General features: G+C 65.6%; 10 protein-coding genes. 3 read left to right on the top strand and 7 right to left on the bottom strand.

What is annotated here, in order from left to right:
* Positions 1 to 7: 7 nt before the first annotated feature.
* Both AC5RWX_RS05245 and rpoB read right to left on the bottom strand, forming a co-directional pair.
* A complete protein-coding gene (locus AC5RWX_RS05245) occupies positions 8 to 3,898 on the bottom strand; it encodes a DNA-directed RNA polymerase subunit beta' (protein WP_493940555.1) in 3,891 nt (1,296 codons plus the stop codon).
* Between the two features lie 118 nt (positions 3,899 to 4,016).
* A complete protein-coding gene (gene rpoB, locus AC5RWX_RS05250; protein ID WP_493940556.1) occupies positions 4,017 to 7,535 on the bottom strand; it encodes a DNA-directed RNA polymerase subunit beta in 3,519 nt (1,172 codons plus the stop codon).
* Between the two features lie 549 nt (positions 7,536 to 8,084).
* Here rpoB and AC5RWX_RS05255 point away from each other — a divergent pair.
* Together AC5RWX_RS05255 and AC5RWX_RS05260 are read left to right on the top strand one after the other, a co-directional pair.
* A complete protein-coding gene (locus AC5RWX_RS05255) occupies positions 8,085 to 9,287 on the top strand; it encodes an acetyl-CoA C-acetyltransferase (protein ID WP_493940557.1) in 1,203 nt (400 codons plus the stop codon).
* Positions 9,288 to 9,352: 65 nt separating this feature from the next.
* Positions 9,353 to 9,850 (top strand): aminoacyl-tRNA deacylase, encoded by a 498-nt coding sequence (locus AC5RWX_RS05260; RefSeq protein WP_493940558.1) that lies wholly within the window; start codon positions 9,353 to 9,355, stop codon positions 9,848 to 9,850.
* 81 nt (positions 9,851 to 9,931) lie between these two features.
* Here AC5RWX_RS05260 and rplL read toward each other — a convergent pair whose 3' ends face one another.
* The 4 genes from rplL to AC5RWX_RS05280 form a co-directional block, all read right to left on the bottom strand.
* Positions 9,932 to 10,312 (bottom strand): 50S ribosomal protein L7/L12, encoded by a 381-nt coding sequence (gene rplL / locus AC5RWX_RS05265; RefSeq protein ID WP_493940559.1) that lies wholly within the window; start codon positions 10,310 to 10,312, stop codon positions 9,932 to 9,934.
* 69 nt (positions 10,313 to 10,381) lie between these two features.
* Positions 10,382 to 10,966, bottom strand: a complete 585-nt coding sequence (gene rplJ / locus AC5RWX_RS05270; RefSeq protein ID WP_493940560.1) for a 50S ribosomal protein L10 — start codon at positions 10,964 to 10,966, stop codon at positions 10,382 to 10,384.
* Between the two features lie 360 nt (positions 10,967 to 11,326).
* Entirely contained in the window at positions 11,327 to 12,085 is a 759-nt protein-coding gene (locus AC5RWX_RS05275) for a FadR/GntR family transcriptional regulator (RefSeq protein WP_493940561.1), read from the bottom strand.
* Between the two features lie 127 nt (positions 12,086 to 12,212).
* On the bottom strand, positions 12,213 to 13,316 hold the full coding sequence (locus tag AC5RWX_RS05280; RefSeq protein ID WP_493940562.1) for a GNAT family N-acetyltransferase: 1,104 nt from the start codon (positions 13,314 to 13,316) through the stop codon (positions 12,213 to 12,215).
* Between the two features lie 250 nt (positions 13,317 to 13,566).
* Here AC5RWX_RS05280 and AC5RWX_RS05285 point away from each other — a divergent pair, with 250 nt between their 5' ends.
* Positions 13,567 to 14,013, top strand: coding sequence for a universal stress protein (locus tag AC5RWX_RS05285; protein ID WP_493940563.1), 447 nt, complete (start codon positions 13,567 to 13,569; stop codon positions 14,011 to 14,013).
* Positions 14,014 to 14,126: 113 nt separating this feature from the next.
* Here the strand turns inward: AC5RWX_RS05285 and rplA are convergent, their stop codons facing one another.
* Complete coding sequence (gene rplA / locus AC5RWX_RS05290) at positions 14,127 to 14,834, bottom strand: 50S ribosomal protein L1 (RefSeq protein WP_493940564.1); 708 nt, start codon at positions 14,832 to 14,834, stop codon at positions 14,127 to 14,129.
* Positions 14,835 to 14,839 lie beyond the last annotated feature (5 nt).

The following is a 14,839-nucleotide window of genomic DNA, read 5'->3' on the forward strand; positions in this document are numbered from 1 at the left end:
CTTCTCGCTAGCGGTAGTCGTTGCCCAGATCGTAGTCATCCAGCGGGATGGCGTGGAACTCGGGCGTCATCGAACCGTCGCCGCCGGCGTAGTCGAAGTCGCCGAAGGCGCTGGGGCCGGTGAAGAGGTTGGCCTTGGCTTCCTCCGTCGGCTCCACCGTCACCTGGGTGTACCGGTCCAGGCCGGTGCCGGCCGGGATCAGTTTACCGATGATGACGTTCTCCTTCAGGCCGAGCAGCGGGTCGGACTTGCCTTCCATGGCCGCCTGCGTCAGGACGCGGGTGGTCTCCTGGAAGGACGCGGCCGACAGCCACGACTCGGTGGCGAGCGACGCCTTGGTGATGCCCATCATCTCGTCACGGCCGTTGGCAGGCTGCTTGCCCTCGGAAACCGCCTTGCGGTTTTCCGCCTGGAAGCGGCTGCGTTCGGCCAGTTCGCCCGGCAGCAAGTCGGTTTCGCCCGACTCGATGACGGTGATGCGGCGCAGCATCTGCCGCACGATGACTTCCACGTGCTTGTCGTGGATGCCAACGCCCTGGCTGCGGTACACGCTCTGGACCTCGTCCACCAGGAACTTCTGGGCCTGGCGCGGGCCGAGGATACGCAGCACCTGCTTGGGGTCCTTGGCACCGGTGACCAGTTGCTGGCCGACCTCCACGTGCTGGCCGTCTTCGACCAGCAGACGAGCACGGCGCAGCACCGGGTAGGCGATCTCTTCCGAACCGTCATCGGGGGTGACGATGACGCGCATCTGGCGCTCGCCGTCCTCGATGGACACACGTCCGGCCACTTCGGCCATCGGCGCGACGCCCTTCGGCGTACGGGCCTCGAAGAGCTCCTGGATACGGGGCAGACCCTGGGTGATATCTTCCGCGGAGGCTACACCACCGGTGTGGAAGGTACGCATGGTCAGCTGCGTGCCGGGCTCACCGATGGACTGTGCGGCGATGATGCCGACAGCCTCGCCGATGTCCACGGTCTTGCCGGTGGCCAGCGAACGGCCGTAGCAGAACGCACAGGTGCCGACGGCGGACTCACAGGTGAGCACGGAGCGCACCTTGATCTCGGTGATGCCGGCGTCGATCAGTTCCTGGATCAGCACATCGCCGACGTCGGAGCCTGCCGCGGCCACCACGGTGCCCTCGGAGTTCACCACATCGGTGGCCAGCGTACGGGCGTAGGCGGAGTTTTCCACCTCTTCGTGCCGGCGCAGTTCACCGTTGTGGTCGGGCTCGGCAATGACCGTGGTCAGACCGCGCTCGGTGCCACAATCCAGTTCGCGGACGATCACGTCCTGCGACACGTCCACCAGACGACGGGTCAGGTAACCCGAGTTGGCGGTACGCAGCGCGGTATCGGCCAGACCCTTACGGGCACCGTGCGTAGCGATGAAGTACTCCAGCACCGACAGGCCCTCCCGGTAGGAGGACTTGATCGGGCGAGGGATAATTTCGCCCTTCGGGTTGGCCACCAGACCACGGATACCGGCGATCTGGCGAACCTGCAGCCAGTTACCACGGGCACCGGAGGACACCATGCGGTTGATGGTGTTCTCCTTGGTCAGGTTCTTCCGCATCGCGTCGGCAACCTCGTTGGTCGCCTTGTTCCAGATGTCGATCAGTTCCTGGCGCCGTTCGTCGTCGGCAATCAGGCCCTTGCTGTACTGGGACTCGACGCGTGCCGCCTGGGCTTCGTAACCCTCCATGATGGCGGCCTTCTCGGCCGGAGCGGCGATGTCGGAAATTGCCACGGTGACACCGGAGCGGGTTGCCCAGTAGAAACCGGCATCCTTGAGGTTGTCCAGCGTTGCCGCGGTGATGACCTTCGGGTAGCGCTCGGCCAGATCGTTCACGATCGCCGAGAGCTGGCCCTTGTCCGCCACACGCTCAACCCAGGGGTAATCCTCGGGCAGGGTGTTGTTGAAGACGACCTGGCCGAGCGAGGTTTCGATCAGCGCTTCCTGTCCCTCTTCCCAACCTTCCGGTGCCGGCTGGTCCACGCTCGGCACGAAGCCGGGCACGCGGATCTTGACGACGGCGTTCAGGTGCAGCTCGCCGGCATCGTGGGCCATGATGGCCTCGGCCGGGCTGGAGAAGACACGGCCTTCGCCTTCTGCGCCTTCGCGCTTGGTGGTCAGGTGGTGCAGACCGATGATCATGTCCTGCGAGGGCAGGGTCACCGGACGGCCGTCCGACGGCTTGAGGATGTTGTTCGAGGAGAGCATCAGGATGCGCGCCTCGGCCTGCGCCTCGGGGCTCAGCGGCAGGTGCACAGCCATCTGGTCGCCGTCGAAGTCGGCGTTGAAGGCTGCACAAACCAGCGGGTGCAGCTGCAGTGCCTTGCCTTCCACCAGCTGCGGCTCGAACGCCTGGATGCCCAAGCGGTGCAGGGTTGGTGCACGGTTGAGCAGCACCGGGTGTTCGGTGATGATCTCTTCCAGCACGTCCCAGACCTGCGGGCGGAAACGCTCGACCATACGCTTGGCGCTCTTGATGTTCTGCGCGTGGTTGAGGTCAACCAGGCGCTTCATCACGAACGGCTTGAAGAGCTCCAGCGCCATCTGCTTGGGCAGGCCACACTGGTGCAGCTTCAGCTGCGGACCGACCACAATCACGGAACGGCCGGAGTAGTCGACGCGCTTGCCCAGCAGGTTCTGGCGGAAGCGGCCCTGCTTGCCCTTGAGCATGTCGGAGAGCGACTTCAGCGGACGGTTGCCCGGCCCGGTGACCGGACGGCCGCGGCGGCCGTTGTCGAACAGCGAGTCCACAGCTTCCTGCAGCATGCGCTTTTCGTTGTTGACGATGATCTCCGGCGCACCCAGATCCAGCAGCCGCTTCAGGCGGTTGTTGCGGTTGATCACGCGGCGGTACAGGTCGTTCAGGTCGGAGGTCGCAAAGCGGCCACCGTCCAGCTGCACCATCGGGCGAAGCTCCGGCGGGATCACCGGAACGGCGTCCAGCACCATGCCCAGCGGCGAGTTGGTGGTGGTCAGGAAAGCGTTGACCACCTTGAGCCGCTTCAGGGCGCGGGTCTTGCGCTGGCCCTTGCCGTTCTTGATGATGTCGCGCAGGGACTCGGCCTCGGCGGCCATGTCGAAGTTCTCAAGACGGTTCTTGATCGCCTCGGCACCCATGGCGCCTTCGAAGTACAGGCCGTAGCGGTCGCGCAGCTCGCGGTACAGGCCTTCGTCGCCTTCAAGGTCGGCGACCTTGAGGTTCTTGAAGCGGTCCCAGACCATGTCGAGGCGCTCGATCTCGGCGTCGGCACGCTTGCGCACGTTGGCCATTTGGCGGTCGGCGGAGTCGCGGGCCTTCTTCTTCTCGGCGGCCTTGGCGCCTTCGCCTTCCAGGCGGGCCAGTTCGTCCTCGAGGTCCTTGGCGATGGCCGCGATGTCGGAATCGCGGGTATCGGCCAGTTGCTTCTTCTCCAGGTCGTGCTCGGCCTGCAGGTTCGGCAGTTCCTCGTGGCGGCGCTGGTCGTCCACGCTGGTGATCATGTAGGCGGCGAAGTAGATGACCTTCTCCAGGTCCTTCGGCGCCAGGTCGAGCAGGTAGCCCAGGCGGGACGGGACACCCTTGAAGTACCAGATGTGCGTGACCGGGGCGGCCAGCTCAATGTGGCCCATCCGCTCACGGCGGACCTTGGCCCGGGTGACCTCGACGCCACAGCGCTCACAGATGATGCCCTTGAAGCGCACGCGCTTGTACTTGCCGCAGTAGCATTCCCAGTCGCGGGACGGGCCGAAGATCTTCTCGCAGAAGAGTCCGTCCTTCTCGGGCTTCAGGGTGCGGTAGTTGATAGTTTCCGGCTTCTTGACCTCGCCGTAGCTCCAGTCGCGGATGTCGTCCGCGGTGGCAAGGCCGATGCGCATGAGGCCGAAGGAGGATTCGCTGGACATATGGTCCCTGTTCTCTCTTGTTCTCTAAATCTGAAAGTCTGTCGGGTTACGGAAAGAGGGGATGGGCGGCTGGCCGGCCGAAGGGCGCGGGGCACCTTCCGCCGGCCGGCCGGCCCGGCTAGACCTCTTCGACGGAACTCGGCTCGGCCCGCGACAGGTCGATGCCCAGCTCTTCCGCGGCCCGGAAGACTTCTTCATCCGAGTCACGCATTTCGATCGCGGTGCCGTCGGTGGAGAGAACCTCCACGTTCAGGCAGAGCGACTGCATTTCCTTGATCAGCACCTTGAAGGATTCGGGAACGCCCGGCTCCGGGATGTTCTCGCCCTTGACGATCGCCTCGTAGACCTTGACGCGGCCGTGGATGTCGTCGGACTTGATGGTGAGCAGTTCCTGCAGGGTGTACGCGGCGCCGTAGGCCTCCAGGGCCCACACTTCCATTTCGCCGAAGCGCTGGCCGCCGAACTGCGCCTTACCGCCCAGCGGCTGCTGGGTGATCATCGAGTACGGGCCGGTGGAGCGCGCGTGGATCTTGTCGTCCACCAGGTGGTGCAGCTTCAGGATGTACATGTAGCCCACGGACACCGGATCCGGGAACGGCTGGCCGGAGCGGCCGTCGAACAGACGCGCCTTGCCGGACGAACCGATCAGGCGGTCGCCGTCGCGGGTCGGAGTCGTCGAATCCAGCAGCCCGGTGATTTCGAACTCGCTGGCGCCGTCGAACACCGGGGTGGCCACCGTGGTGGGTCCGGTCTGGCGCGGCAGGTTCGGCAGGTTCTTGGCCCAGTCCGGATTGCCTTCGATGTTCCAGCCCTGCTTGGCAGCCCAGCCGAGGTGGATTTCCAGCACCTGGCCGACGTTCATACGGCCGGGAACACCCAGCGGGTTCAGCACAACGTCAACCGGCGTGCCGTCTTCCAGGAACGGCATGTCCTCGATCGGCAGGATCTTGGAGATGACGCCCTTGTTGCCGTGACGGCCGGCGAGCTTATCGCCGTCGGTGATCTTGCGCTTCTGCGCCACGTACACGCGCACCAGCTGGTTGACGCCCGGGGGCAGCTCGTCGTCGTTGTCGCGATCGAAGATGCGCACGCCGATCACGGTGCCGGACTCGCCGTGCGGAACCTTCAGCGAGGTGTCGCGCACTTCGCGCGACTTCTCACCGAAGATCGCGCGCAGCAGGCGCTCTTCCGGAGTCAGCTCGGTCTCGCCCTTCGGGGTCACGCGACCCACCAGGATGTCGCCGGCGTCCACCTCGGCACCGATGTGGATGATGCCGCGCTCGTCCAGCTGGGAGAGCACTTCCTCGGACACGTTCGGGATGTCGCGGGTGATTTCCTCGGCACCGAGCTTGGTGTCGCGGGCATCAACCTCATGCTCCTCGATGTGGATGGAGGTCAGCACGTCGTCGGAGACCACACGCTGGGAGAGGATGATCGCATCCTCGTAGTTGTGGCCTTCCCAGGACATGAACGCCACCAGCAGGTTCTTGCCCAGCGCCAGTTCACCCTGATCGGTGGACGGGCCGTCGGCAATGATGCTGCCGGCTTCCAGCCGCTGGCCCTCGGAGACGAGGACGCGCTGGTTGTAGGCGTTGCCCTGGTTGGAGCGGGCGAACTTCATGATCGGGTACCGGGTCTCGGTGCCGTCGTCGTTCAGCGCCGTGACCAGGTCGGCGGAAACCTCGGTGACCACGCCGGGCTTGGCAGCAACCACGGAGTCCCCGGCGTCAACGGCCGCGTAGCGCTCCATGCCGGTGCCCACCAGCGGGGCTTCCGAACGCAGCAGCGGCACAGCCTGGCGCTGCATGTTGGCGCCCATCAGTGCACGGTTGGCGTCGTCATGCTCCAGGAACGGAATCAGTGCGGTTGCCACGGACACCATCTGGCGCGGGGAAACGTCCATGTAGTCGACTTCGTCGGCCGGCACGAGTACCGGCTCGCCGCCGCCGCCGCGCTCACGGCTGAGGACCAGGTCTTCTTCGAAGTGAAGGTCCTCGGTGAGCGGAGCGTTTGCCTGGGCAATCACGCACTCGATCTCGTCGTCGGCGGTCAGGTAGTCCACCTGGTCGGTGACCTGTCCGTTGACAACCTTGCGGTACGGAGTCTCGATGAAACCGAAGGCGTTGATGCGGCCGTAGGAGGCCAGCGAGCCGATCAGGCCGATGTTCGGGCCTTCTGGAGTCTCGATCGGGCACATGCGGCCGTAGTGCGAGGGGTGCACGTCACGGACTTCCATGCCGGCGCGGTCGCGGGACAGGCCGCCCGGGCCCAGTGCGGACAGGCGGCGCTTGTGCGTCAGGCCGGCCAGCGGGTTGTTCTGGTCCATGAACTGGGACAGCTGCGACGTGCCGAAGAACTCCTTGATCGCAGCCACCACGGGGCGGATGTTGATCAGAGTCTGCGGGGTGATCGCCTCCACGTCCTGGGTGGTCATGCGTTCGCGGACCACGCGCTCCATGCGGGAGAGGCCGGTGCGGACCTGGTTCTCGATCAGCTCGCCGACCGCGCGGATGCGGCGGTTGCCGAAGTGGTCGATGTCGTCGATCTCGACGCGGAGGTCGACGTCGGCGCCGTCGCGCTTGCCCGGAATGGTGGCTTCGCCGGCGTGCAGGGCGACCAGGAACTTGATCATGGCGACGATGTCGTCATTGTTCAGGACCGAGGCGTCCGGATCGGTCAGCGGCTTGTCGATGCCCAGCTTGCGGTTGATCTTGTAGCGGCCAACCTTGGCCAGGTCGTAGCGCTTCGGGTTGAAGTACAGGTTGTCCAGCAGCGACTGGGCAGCCTCGACCGTCGGCGGCTCGCCCGGACGCAGCTTGCGGTAGATGTCCAGGAGGGCTTCCTCCTGGGTCTGGGTGGCGTCCTTCTCCAGCGTGGCGCGGATCGAGTCGTACTCGCCGAAGGTCTCCAGGATCTGGCCTTCGGTCCAGCCCAGCGCCTTCAGCAGCACGGTCACGGACTGCTTGCGCTTGCGGTCAAGGCGCACGCCGACCTGGTCGCGCTTGTCGATTTCCAGCTCGAACCAGGCGCCACGGGACGGGATGATCTTCGCGGTGAAGATGTCCTTGTCGCTGGTCTTGTCGGCGGTCTTCTCGAAGTAGGCGCCCGGCGAGCGGACCAGCTGGGAGACGACGACGCGCTCGGTGCCGTTGATGACGAAGGTGCCCTTGTCGGTCATCAGCGGGAAGTCGCCCATGAACACGGTCTGCTGCTTGATCTCGCCCGTGTTGTTGTTCATGAACTCGGCCTTGACGTACAGCGGCGCGGAGTAAGTGGCGTCGCGGTCCTTGCACTCGGCCATGGTGTACTTCGGATCGGCGAACTCCGGCTCGGAGAAGCTCAGGGACATGGTGCCCTGGAAGTCCTCGATCGGGGAGATTTCTTCGAAGATGTCTGAGAGGCCGGAGGTGGTGGCCACGCCCTGGCGGCCTTCTTCTTGGGCCTTGGCTACGCGCGCCTTCCAGCGCTCGTTGCCGACCAGCCAGTCGAAGCTGTCGGTCTGAAGGGCGAGCAGATTGGGAACGTCAAGAGGTTCGTGAATCTTGGCGAATGAGAGCCGCCGGGTTGCTCCGTCGTTCGACGAGGCGTCCAGCAGGCTGTTAGCGGTATCGGTATTAGAGGTGCTCGAGGCGACCAAGAGGGATCCTTCCACAGACCTTCAGGCTTGTCCTGCGCTTCCGCACTGCCGGCACCCCTGGTGAGGTCCGGACACAACCTGGATCCGCTATATGATCCTTGCCCACCGCAGGATCTGCAGTTAAATGCAGATAGGGCGTGGCGAAGCCCACCGCTATATGAAGGCCGAAGGTTTTGAGGGAAGACGCAAATACTAAGTGTACGGGACGGCGTCTCGGATTGTCCAGCATGCAGGGCAGGACGAGTTATCCACTCCCCCGTCATCGGGATCCGAGCGGCACGCTTTGGCCAAAGCGCCACGCGGTGCGAGATGCAAACCACAGCTAAGGGCAGTGCAAACGCAGGGCGAAAGGCGTCTTCGCGGTTGTCTTCCCCGGGACAACGCCACCAGCATATACCCGGTTGCCGGGATTTTCCGGCCTTCACTTCAGGCGAGTTCCCCGGTGCGGGTAATCTGTGAAGCAGATCATACCCAGCGCAGCAACCGCCAGTCGCAGTTTCCCGGCCCGTTCACGGCCTGGCCGGCGACGCAGAGAGAGGCACGTACACCATGGCCCAGAACATCAGCAGTCGCGACGACGTCGTCATCCTGGCCGGCGCGCGGACGCCCAACGGACGACTGAACGGCCAGTTGGCATCCTTCACCGCCGTCGAGCTTGGGGGCAAAGCCATCGCTGCCGCACTGGAGCGGGCCGGCGTCGCGGCAGCACAGGTGGACGCGGTCATCATGGGGCACGTCATCCAGGCCGGTGCCGGGCAGAACCCTGCGCGTCAGGCCTCCATTGCCGCAGGCTTGGGCTGGAATGTGCCCACCGTAACGATCAATAAGGTGTGCCTGTCCGGGCTGGCTGCCATCACCGATGCCGCCCGGTTGATCCGCTCCGGCGAGGCCCAGGTGGTGGTGGCCGGCGGGCAGGAGTCCATGACCAACGGCCCGCACCTGCTCCCGGGCTCCCGTCAGGGCTGGACCTACGGCAGCATGACCGCACTGGATGCCACGGCCCACGACGGCCTCACCGACGCCTTCGACCACGAGTCCATGGGCGCCTCCACCGAACGCCGGAACGGCGAGCTGGGCATTGGCCGCGAATCGCAGGATGAAGTGGCCGCTGCTTCCCACCAGCGGGCCGCGGCCGCCGCGGAAAACGGCGTATTCGACGACGAGATCGTCGTGGTCAAGGTGCCGCAGCGCAAGGGCGCCGATCTGGTGGTGGACCGCGACGAGGGCGTACGCCCGCAGACCACCGTGGAGAGCTTGGCCCCGCTGCGCCCCGCGTTTGCCAAGGACGGCACCATCACGGCCGGGAATTCGTCCCCGCTCTCCGACGGCGCCGCCGCCGTGGTGGTGGCTACCCGCGGTTTCGCGGAGGACAACGGGCTGGACTGGTTGGCCGTTGTCGGCCGGTCCGGGCAGGTGGCCGGGCCGGACACCTCGTTGCAGTCCCAGCCCTCCAACGCTATCTCGCAGGCCCTGGAACGGGCCGGCTGGAGCACCGCGGAGTTGGACTTCATCGAAATCAACGAAGCCTTCGGCGCTGTGGCTGTGCAGTCGCTACAGGACCTGAACTACCCGCTGGAGAAGTGCAATATCCACGGCGGCGCCATCGCCTTGGGCCATCCGATCGGCGCATCCGGTGCCCGGCTCGCGCTGACGGCCGCGCTTGAGCTGCGCCGGCGCGGAACCGGAAAGGCTGCGGTCTCGTTGTGCGGCGGCGGCGGCCAGGGCGAAGCGCTGCTGCTCTACCGCGACTAGGTTCCCGCGCTGCGCTTTCGGGACAGCCAGGGAATACCGGCAGGGCGCCTGGACTTGAACCGGACATGAGCAATGAATCCGGTGTCCCTGCCCTGCCGGCCGGCCTGCAACGTTTCCTGGCCGGCGCCGAAGCGCACTCGCTGCAGGTGGAAGTGGCCGAGCGGTCCGGCGCCCGCAGCCTGGCCGAGGCAGCCGAGCTGCTGGGCATCGTTGAAGCGGACATCGTCAAGACCCTGGTGGTCAAACACAAGGACGGCTCATTCCTGTTCGCCCTGATCCCCGGGGACCGACAGATCTCCTGGCCCAAACTCCGTTCGCTGCTGGGAGTCAACAAGCTCTCGCTGCCGCACGCCGACGTCGCCTTTGAGGCAACCGGCTACCGGCGCGGCACCATCACCCCGCTGGGCAGCAGCACGACCTGGCCGGTTTACGCCGACCAGTCCATCCGCGGCCGCCGGATTTCGCTGGGTGCCGGCGAGCATGGCTACTCCGCCTTTGTCGACGCCGATGCGCTCACCTCGGCGCTGGGCGCCACCGTCGCGGACATCTCCGACCCGGCCTGACCCGTCGTCGTCGTGCTTTCAGAAAAGACAAAGCCCCGCCGCCCTGTGAGGGCAGCGGGGCTTTGCAGCAGCTGAAGAAGCTTACTTGAGGGTGACGGTAGCGCCGGCAGCCTCGAGAACTTCCTTGGCCTTGTCGGCAGCTTCCTTGGTGGCGCCTTCGAGGACGGCCTTCGGAGCGCTGTCAACCAGGTCCTTGGCTTCCTTCAGACCCAGCGAGGTCAGGGCGCGAACTTCCTTGATCACTGCGATCTTCTTGTCGCCGGCAGCTTCGAGGACGACGTCGAATTCGGTCTGCTCCTCAGCAGCAGCTTCGCCAGCGCCGCCACCGGCGGGGCCTGCAACGGCAACAGCGGCAGCGGTGACCTCGAAGGTCTCCTCGAACAGCTTGACGAACTCGGAGAGCTCGATGATGGTCAGTTCCTTGAAAGCTTCAATGAGCTCTTCGTTGGTGAGCTTCGCCATGGTTGGCGTCCTTCCTGATAGGTGATGCGGCTGGTGTGTCCGCACCAAGAGTGGGGTGGGTGAAGAGTCTTACTGCTCTTCGGCAGCAGCCTCGGCCGGGGCCTCGGTTGCTTCGGCAGCGGGAGCTTCAGCTTCGGCAGCTTCGGCCGGAGCTTCGGCAGCGGCGCCACCGTTCTCCTCCTGCTTGATGCGCAGCGCATCGATGGTGCGGGCCAGCGCGGACATCGGAGCCTTGAGGACTCCGGCGACGCGTGCCAGCTGGTGCTCGCGGGACTCGAGAGCGGCCAGCGCAGCAACAGCGGAAGCGTCCAGGGCCTTGCCCTCGAAGATACCGGTCTTGATGATGAGCTGCGGGTTGGACTTTGCGAAATCCGTCAGGGACTTGGCGGCTGCAACGGCGTCACCCTTGATGAAAGCGATAGCAGTAGGTCCGGCAAGCTGGCCTTCGAACGCGTCGATGCCGGCTTCCTTGGCTGCAATGCCAGTCAGGGTGTTCTTTACGACCGAGAACTTGGTGTCCTGGCCCAGAGAAACACGCAGCTCCTTGAGCTGTGCAACGGTAAGCCCGCGGTATTCGGTTAGGACTGCAGCGCTGGATTCCTTGAAATCGGTGGTGATTTCTTCAACGGCTGCCACCTTTGTTGGCGTTGCCATAACCCTCCTTCCGGGGAATAGTGCCGGTGGTTCGGGTCGCATGCATAAAAAACGCCCCATGCAGATGCACGGGGCTTCGTTCCCTCACTGGCAGTCCAGTGGCGGGGCAATGCTTCGTTCACCTGCGCAGGCCGTCCCGGCACGGGACTTTCGGTTGAAAACATGGAGGATTTCAACGACCGACGGTCTTTGGTTCTTCAAGATTACGGGATGCTGCGGCCGGACTCCAAATCGGCGCCCGGCGCCGGTGCCGCCTGACCACAGCATGAACTGCTGCCTGGCCCGCTGCGGCCCGGCCTGGCACGGCGTCGGCGTGGCCTGGCCGCCGCATTCACTGCTGGACGCTCCGCAGCCGGCCGATCAGACGACGGCGGCCTTCCGCGCTTCCGCGGCCAGCCCCGTTTCGTCCGCTAACGCCGCCTGCCCGGCTACCCCGCCGTCGAGATCATCCTGCACCTGGCCCACATGGTCCTCCATGGCCCGGCGGGCAGCGCGCTGGTCTCCGCTTGCGACGGCGGCCAGCACCTTGCGGTGCATGGCCAGCGTGCGGGCGCGGACAGTTGGTGCGGCAAATGCCTGCCGCCGCGCGGCGGCCAGCACGCGGCCCATCGGCACGAAGACCGCTGGAAACAGCACATTGCCGGAGGCTTTGAGGATCACCGCGTGAAACAACCGGTCGGCCTCCACAAACGCATCCGCGTCACCGGCCGCATCCGCTGTGGCCATTGATTCCAGCTCCCGGTTCAGCTGTTCCACGTCATGGTCGGTACGGCGGACGGCAGCGAGCTCGGCTGCTCCGGCTTCGACCAGCCGCCGCACTTCCAGCAACTGCCGCGACGCCATGGAATCGCCGGCGCTGGCAGCGGCAGCCCGGACAATGGCCTCGACGGAGGTCCACTGGTCCGGCGGGGTAATAAAGGTGCCGCGGCCACGCTGCACGCTGATCACGTTGATCGCCCGCAGCATGGTGAGGGCTTCCCGAACGGTGAGCCGGCTGACTTGGGACTCTGCGGCGATGTCGGCTTCGGGCGGCAGGGCGTCGCCCGGGGCCAACCGGCCGGCGACGATTTCCTCCAGCAGCTTCTCCGCCACCGTATCCACCAGTGTCCTGTGTTCCATGGGCACGCTCCCGTCACTCCCGGCGCGGATGCCGGTGCGCAGTCATCGTAACTGCGCCCCGGGGTTACCGAGAGGTAGCATTACGTCGCGCCACACGGGGCACTGTCATGTCACAGACGGCCCGGACCTACGGGGCTGCGTGCAGCTCCTTCTGCCAGGCGGCTTCGTAGCCAACCGGAACGAAGCCAAGGGCCGTGTTAATGTCCAGCATGTGGCTGTTCTCCGCCGCGTTCCAGGTATAGAGCCGACGGCCTTGCGGCCATGCTTCAGCGATGCGCTGCAGGTTCCGGGCCTTGACCCACAGGCCCAACTGGTGGCCGCGGTGGGCACGCAGCACCAAGGTGTCCTCTTGGTACACGACCTCGGGTTGCTCCGGAAACCACTCAAGGACGGTATGCCCCACCAGGTCACCGGTGGGGACGTGCTGGGCTGCCACCACCAGGCTCCGGCCGTTCATGCGTTTCAGGTGCTCTTCGTTGTGTCGCACCCGGGCCGAGTCCCAGGCTTCTTCCTCGTAGTCGAGCTCGCCGAGCGGAACGTCGGTGCTCATCCGCTGGCGGAGGGCTGCATAGTAGTCCAGGTAGTCCGGCGGGCAGTTGTCTGCCCACTCCACCAGCCGGTAACCGTCGCCGGCGCTGGCCGCGGCCGCCTCCACCTGGTCGGCGAGCCGTCCGGATGGGGCGGGTAGCGGCAGCCTGCTGCACCGCTCCACCTGCTCCAGCCGGTAGCCGCTGGCCCTGGCGAAGCGGACGGCCGGCGCTGCCGCGGGAAGTGAGCCGACGCCCGTTTCGGCCTGGACGACGCCCGGACCCTCCAGCGCGAAACCGGCAGGGTGTTCGCTCCAGGCCTGCAGGGTGGTCCGCCCGCGGCTGCCGGCAAGCGCTTCGGCTTCGGCCAGCAGCCGCCGGCCGATCCCCCGTCGGCGGTACTGCGGGTGCACGGCCATAAAAACGTAGCCGTTCTGTTCATTGTCCTGCAGCGACAGTTCCAGCAGGGCACGGCCGACGTGCCGGTCACCGTCCCTGGCCGCCCAGAGATGAGTGACCGCGTAGTCGTTAGCCCGGGAACCCTCCAGCCGGGCCGCCGGGCTGACCCAGAAGTCGTTGTTCCCCCATGTCAGGCCGCTGACCAGATTGGCCAACTCCGAGGACGCGGTGAAGTCCGCGCCGGCTGAGCCTTCCAGCGACTCGGGGATCGGCAATGGCGCGATGGTGATCGTTGTGGTGGGCATGCCTGCTCCTCGACGGCGCACGAGTGATTGAGCCTGACCAATCAACTTACGGCATGCCGCCCGGCCTCCACCAGAGCAGGCGGTAACGCCGCTGGCCCGGCTGACCGAGACCACGCGGATCATGGCCACACAGGCACGGGATGGAAGGGTCCGGTGGTCCGGCGTAGGCTGTCCCATCACAGGTCCGGCCGGAGGCTGGATGGGAGCCTGCACCGGAACAACACAGCGGATACATGGATCGGAGACAGTCATGGCCAGCGACAGCGCTACCGGCACAGTCGTCGTAGGAGTCGACGGTTCCGAAGCCTCTCTCGAGGCCCTGCGCGAGGCCCAACGCCTGGCCGAGCCGCTCGGCGTCGAGCTTGAAGCCATCGCCGTCTGGGAGTTTCCGCAGATGTACGACGGCTATACGGTGATGGGAATCGATGGGTTTAAAGAGCGGGCCGGTCAGATTCTGCAGGAATCCGTGGACAAGGCTCTCGGCCCGGACAATAACGCCCGAACACGCCTGGTGCGCGGCTCCGCCCGGCAGGCACTGATCGAAGCCAGCAAAGGTGCCCGGATGCTGGTGGTCGGTCGCCGCGGGCACGGACGCTTCGGCGGCTTGCTGATCGGCTCGGTCAGCTCGGCCTGTGTAGCTCACGCCCACTGCCCGGTCATGGTCGTACATGTTCCGGAATCCGACAAGACGCACTGAAGCTCTCCGATGCACCGGTTGCCGAAGCCGGCACCGGTGGCTTAAAACGGCAATGGCCGCAGCTCGATGCTGCGGCCATTGCCGTTTTGACGCCGTTGCCGGCAAAGTCCTGACTAGGCCTCCACAGACACTTTGGTCACGTTCGGGTCCACGGCGATGCCGGGGCCGAAGGTGGTGGCGACGGTGGCCTTCGAGATGTAGCGGCCCTTGGAAGCGGACGGCTTCAGGCGCAGCACCTCTTCCAGAGCGGCGGCGTAGTTCTCCACCAGCTTGTTGGCGTCGAAGGACACCTTGCCGATGATGAAGTGGAGGTTGGCGTGCTTGTCGACGCGGAAGTCGATCTTGCCGCCCTTGATGTCGTTGACAGCCTTGGCCACATCCGGGGTCACCGTGCCGGTCTTCGGGTTCGGCATCAGGTTACGCGGGCCGAGGACCTTGCCCAGGCGGCCGACCTTGCCCATCAGTTCCGGCGTCGCCACGGCGGCGTCGAAGTCGGTCCAGCCGCCCTGGATCTTTTCGATCAGGTCGTCGGAGCCAACGAAGTCGGCGCCGGCGGCGATTGCGGCCTCAGCCTTGTCGCCGGTGGCGAAGACCAGCACGCGGGCGGTCTTGCCGGTGCCGTGCGGCAGGTTGACCGTGCCGCGGACCATCTGGTCAGCCTTACGCGGGTCAACGCTGAGGCGGAAAGCCACCTCAACGGTCGCGTCGAACTTCGACGGGTTGGTCTCCTTGGCCAGGGTGATTGCCTCGATCGGGGCGTAAACCTTGTCCGCCTCGATCTTGGCTACAGCTGCCTCATATGCTTTGCTGCGCTTTGCCATCTGCT

The organism is Arthrobacter sp. SPT-J7, assembly GCF_059089965.1.

Excerpts from the sequence above, each read along its gene's own strand:
- AC5RWX_RS05245 (WP_493940555.1), bottom strand. The coding sequence starts at position 3,898 with ATGTCCAGCGAATCCTCCTTCGGCCTCATGCGCATCGGCCTTGCCACC.
- AC5RWX_RS05255 (WP_493940557.1), top strand. The coding sequence starts at position 8,085 with ATGGCCCAGAACATCAGCAGTCGCGACGACGTCGTCATCCTGGCCGGC.
- AC5RWX_RS05260 (WP_493940558.1), top strand. The coding sequence starts at position 9,353 with ATGAGCAATGAATCCGGTGTCCCTGCCCTGCCGGCCGGCCTGCAACGT.
- rplL (WP_493940559.1), bottom strand. The coding sequence starts at position 10,312 with ATGGCGAAGCTCACCAACGAAGAGCTCATTGAAGCTTTCAAGGAACTG.
- rplJ (WP_493940560.1), bottom strand. The coding sequence starts at position 10,966 with ATGGCAACGCCAACAAAGGTGGCAGCCGTTGAAGAAATCACCACCGAT.
- AC5RWX_RS05275 (WP_493940561.1), bottom strand. The coding sequence starts at position 12,085 with ATGGAACACAGGACACTGGTGGATACGGTGGCGGAGAAGCTGCTGGAG.
- AC5RWX_RS05280 (WP_493940562.1), bottom strand. The coding sequence starts at position 13,316 with ATGCCCACCACAACGATCACCATCGCGCCATTGCCGATCCCCGAGTCG.
- AC5RWX_RS05285 (WP_493940563.1), top strand. The coding sequence starts at position 13,567 with ATGGCCAGCGACAGCGCTACCGGCACAGTCGTCGTAGGAGTCGACGGT.
- rplA (WP_493940564.1), bottom strand. The coding sequence starts at position 14,834 with ATGGCAAAGCGCAGCAAAGCATATGAGGCAGCTGTAGCCAAGATCGAG.